A 5,214-nucleotide genomic window follows, 5' to 3' on the forward strand; every position below is an offset into this window, starting at 1 on the left:
ATCGAAAAGCGGATCGATGGCCTTTGGAGCCTTTATGTCAGGGAGGTGAAGCTGCGCCAGGCAATGGCGCAAGTTCTTGGAGTTCTGTCCGATGAGCAGACTACAATTCTTGGTGAAGCGACGACGCTGCAGCGCTCGGCGCGTCAAAGTGAAAACGCTGCCAAGCGGGTATTGCGCGACGCGGACCGTTTAGCAAAAGGTAGCAGGGTCTTCGCTGAGCTTGTTGCCGAGTACGCCCAAGCACAAACGCTTGATGTCAAGCTGAAATTTGTCCGGGAGCGGTCGCCCCTTGTTGCAAAGACTCAGCAGTCCATTTTCGCAGTCATCTCGCAAGAGGGCGCCGCCGAAAAAATCGGGAGCATGCTTGCCGAATTGGATAAATTGCTCAAATCCTCCGATCCTGCCGATGTCAAGAATACGAATATCGATACGCATGTGGCGGAACTTGCGTCGATTGGTGTGCAACTGCAGGAGGCTGCGTCTGAGAGAATGCTCGAGGCGACCCGCCTTCTCAGCGAAATCGACAAGCCGCTCGAGAAATCCGAGACTATTCTTGTAGCGACCCACAAGCTTGTGAATTCGATCTATTCCCTTCGAATCGCGGCTGCCGCTTTTCTTGGGCAAACTTCGGCCGAGAATCGCGAAGTGATGCTTGATGAGCTACGGTTAGTGAAAGGTGGCATAAGCGCACTGCGAGGTAGCGCCAGAGGTGTGGCATTCGTGGACGGAGTGGAGGCAACGCTGATGYCTACCCTGAAAATGATGCAGCAGGATAGCGTGGAGCTGGTAAAAATAAATGCGACACGTACGGAGGAATTCAGGGCCGGCGGCGCGTCCATCGACGGCGTATGGAATCTCCTCAGCGAGTTTGCCGACGAGCAGAAGAGAAGTGCTGGTACGGAGCGTGAGAAGGCCAACACCGTGTCTGTCTCCACGACGGTCGGGGGTATCGTCATCGCCATCTTGGCGGGCGTTTTGCTTGTGTCGACCCTGAAGGGCCCCATCGGCCAGATTACCTGCGCAATGCGCCGTCTGGCCGATGGATACCTCGAAACGGGGATCTCCGGCGAGGGCCGGGCCGATGAGATGGGCGACATGGCGCGTGCCCTGGGTGTTTTCCGGGAGAACGCCTTGTCTAAAATCCGCATCGAAGCTGAAAGTGAGGAGCATCGTGCAGCGGGGGAAGCAGAACGTGCTCGCAACGATCTTGAAAAACAAGCGCTGGACGCACAAATCGACTTTGCGGTGAACGCACTGGCCGCAGGTCTTGACCGACTCGCACGCGGCGATCTTTCGCGCCAAATCGAAACGCCGTTCGCAGGCCGTCTCGAACAACTGCGCCAGGACTTTAACGTATCGTTGGCTCGGCTCCACAATACCCTCTGCCAGATAAGGACGAACGCGGTTTCAATCCAACATAGCGGCGCGGAAATGTTACAATCGGCCGATACTTTGGCGAAACGCACCGAGTCGCAAGCGGCCTCGCTCGAGGAAACGGCGGCGGCGGTAGAACAAATCACCTCGACCGTACGTTCATCAGCAGATCGCGCGCACGAAGCGAGCTTGGTCGTTGGAGTGACGAAGCGGAGTGCCGACAACTCAGCTTCGGTAGTAAGCAGCGCCATCGCCGCCATGGGTCGAATAGAAGATGCTTCGCGCCAGATCGAGCAGATCATCGACGTGATAGAAGACATCGCCTTCCAAACCAACCTGCTTGCGCTCAACGCGGGCATCGAAGCTGCGCGCGCGGGCGAAGCGGGAAAGGGCTTCGCAGTCGTGGCCCAGGAGGTGCGCGAACTCGCTCAACGTTCCGCAAGCTCCGCTCACGAGATCAAGGGATTGATCGACAAGTCGACGAGCGAGGTCAGCGCCGGTTTCCGCCTCGTGCAGGAAACAGGCTCTGTGCTCGCATCGATCGGCGACCAGATCGTCACTGTCAATCATCACGTTCATATGATGGCGACCGCGAGCCGCGACCAAGCAACGGCGCTTCATGAGGTCAATGGGGCGGTCAACCAGATGGACCAGATGACCCAGTTGAATGCTTCCATGGTCGACCTTACTGCTTCCGCGAGCCGCAAACTGGCCGTCGAAGCAGATATGCTTGTAACGCTTGTTGAGCAGTTCCGACTGGAATCCAGCGACCTACAGGTAATTGTGACTGATTGTGCTGCATGATGGTCGCGCATGACCAACTTGGTGTGATGCGCACGACGAACTCCCAAGGTCAAATGTCTTTTGGATGCCCAATCGCCGGGGTTTATGCCACGAAGCGTTCGAATCGGCGTTGCGATATGAAATGGTGTGACTGGTGACCTAGCCGTTTGCTCGTGATCTACAGGGCCGCGAATGGCCACATGTGCCGTGTTGGTGTGGCACCGCCACGCGCCACCGCTTTCAATAAATTTCCCGCCTATCTTCAGACCGTCGTTAAGAGGACCGCTTGCTACACCAGGTCGAAAGCCGTACCAACCTGCGGCGCTTTCCACATTACTACCACCCAGCGATCTTGGACCGGTCGACACCTCGCGTGTTGGAGAAGGCATCCTTCAACCGGGATTCTCACGACGTCAGCAAAGGCGCGGTGATCTTTGGCCAAATGTGGGATCGGTTGGTTTGTGAACGGATCGATTTTGAGCTGGGGAGGTCGCCGCTCAACGTGCCGCGGCCGCCCGCATTCTAGTAGGAGATTGTCCATAGGCTTGCGAAAACGCACGGGAAAAATGTGAGGCGTTCTCGAAGCCAACTTCAAGAGCGATTTCAATCAATGAGGCCTTCGTTTTCGAAAGCAGTTGCTTTGCGCGTTCCAACCGAATTTTTCGGTAAACGACTGCGGGAGAGCTTTTGGTCTCGGTCATGAACAAACGCTCAAGCTGTCTTCTTGAGAGGCCCACCGACGCCGCAAGCACTTCGATTGGCACGGTGCCCTCTATATGCTGCTCCATGTGGATAAGCACGGCCCTTATTCTGGGATCGTTGCATTCAATCGAAAGAGGCTTGCGTGTTTGAATCGCAAGCGCAGTTCGGGCCTTTTCTATATGCAGAACCTCCAATGCATTTCGCTCGGCGTCTTTGCTGATGTGTCGCCGCACGATCCAAGCTGCCATATCCGCGGCGCTGCTGCCTCCCGCACAGGATCCGCGTGCTCTATCGAGGTTGAAGATCCGATCAGACCTTACTTGATGATCCGGGAAACGCTCCCGAAAAGCATTGTAATGAAGCCAGCTGACGCATGTCCGGTGTGCTTTCATCAAGCCAATTTCGGCAAGTATGAAAGAACCGGTGCAGACTCCGATCAGTTTCACGTTTTTTGCTGCAGCTTCTTTCAGGAAGTTACTTGTGTCCTGGTCGATAGGTGGCTTGGTATCAAGAAGGCCACCCACCACGACGATGTAATGAAACTGGCTGGGGTCAACAAAATCTGACGTTGGTGCGACTTGAACACCGCAACTGGCTGTTATGAGATGCCGCGTGCTTCCCAAGACCTCCCAGTCGGCAAGAACGCGTCCGGATCTATCCAGTTCGTCACTGGCAAGCCGCAGTGTGTCAGCGAACAATGCGAAAGCAGAGAGCGTAAACGACCTCGCAAGAACAAAGCCAATTTTCAACCGATCGACAGAGGCAATTGCATCCAGAGAATTCATAGTACCTCCACGCTGTCTGCCCGTATCCTTTCCGAAGCGGCGCCTTTCTTTTACAAGGGTAGGCTCAGCTTCGCCATTCGGCCGCCGTCGATCGTCCAGACCTGGCCGGTCACGAAAGAAGACTCGGATGAAGCGAGCCAGGCCACGAGGCTGGCAACTTCTTTCGGCTTACCCGTCCGTCCAATCGGGTGGATTTTTCCGATCGTATGCCGAAAGCCTTCGGGGTCTGGCATATTCTCGATAAATTCCAGGTTTAAGTCAGTATCGATCCATCCTGGCGCGACCGCATTGCAACGCACACCTTCGTGACCGTGATCAATCGCGACTGCGCGCGTGAGGCCATGGATTCCAGCCTTGGAAGCACAGTAGGCGGCGTGTTTGGGATTGGACCCCAAACCTTCAATAGAGCCGACATTCACAATGGCCCCCTGTGACGACCGTAGGTGGGGCATGGCTGCTTTGATCAAAACGAACGGCGTGGTCAAATTCACCGCGAGCGTGCGTTCCCAGTCTTCAACGCTCATATCCTCGACGAGCGCCTCTTGCATCATTCCCGCATTGTTGACCAGGATATCAAGCCTGCCCGCTAGGCCGACAATTGTCTCAATCGCGCGTCCGGCACTTGCGGGGATGGTGAAATCGACGGCGATGGCTTCAAACTCTCCATCTTCTCCCCTTTGTGCCGTGAATACACGCGCACCTTCGTCTCTCAAGCGGCGTGCGATAGCAAGCCCGATCCCGCTTCTCCCACCGGTGACGAGTGCAACTTTTCCTTCAAATCTCATCATCCGACCGCCTTGCCACCATTAACCTCAACGAGAGAACCACACATGTAGCGCGCTGCGTCGGAAGCGAGAAACAGAACGACCTCGGCAATATCATCGGGCTCTGCGATGCGGCCGATTGGGACGGTCTTTCCCAGCTCGAGAACTGCCGTGTCCGGATCAAACCCGCGCTTGGAGAAACCCGTTCGAAGCATCGGGGTGTTCACTTCGTTTGGGCACACGGCGTTGACGCGGATGTTCTGATGCGCGTGATCCATCCCCATACATTGGGTCAGCGATGCAATAGCCGCCTTTGTCATGCAATAGATCGCGTGGTTTGGACCTGGCCGAATTCCCCAGCAGGAAGCCACGTTGATAATCGCGCCACCACCCCGCCCGGACATGATAGGGATAGCGGCCCGGCAGACGCGAAAAGGTGCCTCTACGTTCACGCCGACGGACAAGGCCCAGTCAGCGTCGGTCGTATTGGTCACCGCACCACGTGTGATCACACCGGCATTGTTGACCACGATGTCGAGTCCACCCAGGACAGCGAATGCCGCTTTTGGCAGACCATCCGCATAGACCGGGTCAAGCAGGTCACCCGGTAGGTACGCCTCCGCATCAATGCCCGCCATGTCGCGGTCCGCGACGGCGACCTTGACACCCTCCGATCGTAGCTGTTTGACGATAGCCGCCCCGATGCCGCCAGCAGCACCTGTAACAAGGGCGGTCTTTCCTCGAAATCGATTCATCGTCTTCCCTTCAAGCTGTTTTAGTTGAGCGTCGATCGCTGAGAGCCAGGC

4 protein-coding genes are annotated in these 5,214 nt (G+C 56.3%); 1 reads left to right on the top strand and 3 read right to left on the bottom strand.

The annotated features are described in order from the left end of the window. The coding region (locus tag AC1D17_RS27620) for a methyl-accepting chemotaxis protein (RefSeq protein WP_477568435.1) at nucleotides 1–2,178 on the top strand (2,178 nt) is incomplete at its 5' end. Nucleotides 2,179–2,654: 476 nt separating this feature from the next. Here the strand turns inward: AC1D17_RS27620 and AC1D17_RS27625 are convergent. Genes AC1D17_RS27625 through AC1D17_RS27635 form a run of 3 tightly spaced genes read right to left on the bottom strand, consistent with a single transcriptional unit; the run spans nucleotide 2,655 to nucleotide 5,163 of the window. Beyond that, nucleotides 2,655–3,644, bottom strand: a complete 990-nt coding sequence (locus AC1D17_RS27625; protein ID WP_477568436.1) for a GlxA family transcriptional regulator — start codon at nucleotides 3,642–3,644, stop codon at nucleotides 2,655–2,657. Nucleotides 3,645–3,694: 50 nt separating this feature from the next. After that, nucleotides 3,695–4,432: an SDR family NAD(P)-dependent oxidoreductase gene (locus tag AC1D17_RS27630; protein WP_477568437.1), complete on the bottom strand. Its 738-nt coding sequence runs from the start codon at nucleotides 4,430–4,432 to the stop codon at nucleotides 3,695–3,697. Continuing rightward, complete coding sequence (locus tag AC1D17_RS27635) at nucleotides 4,429–5,163, bottom strand: SDR family NAD(P)-dependent oxidoreductase (RefSeq protein WP_477568438.1); 735 nt, start codon at nucleotides 5,161–5,163, stop codon at nucleotides 4,429–4,431. The genes AC1D17_RS27630 and AC1D17_RS27635 overlap by 4 nt, the downstream gene beginning before the upstream one ends. Nucleotides 5,164–5,214: the final 51 nt, after the last annotated feature.

Source organism: Pararhizobium sp. P1_E7, assembly GCF_056405855.1.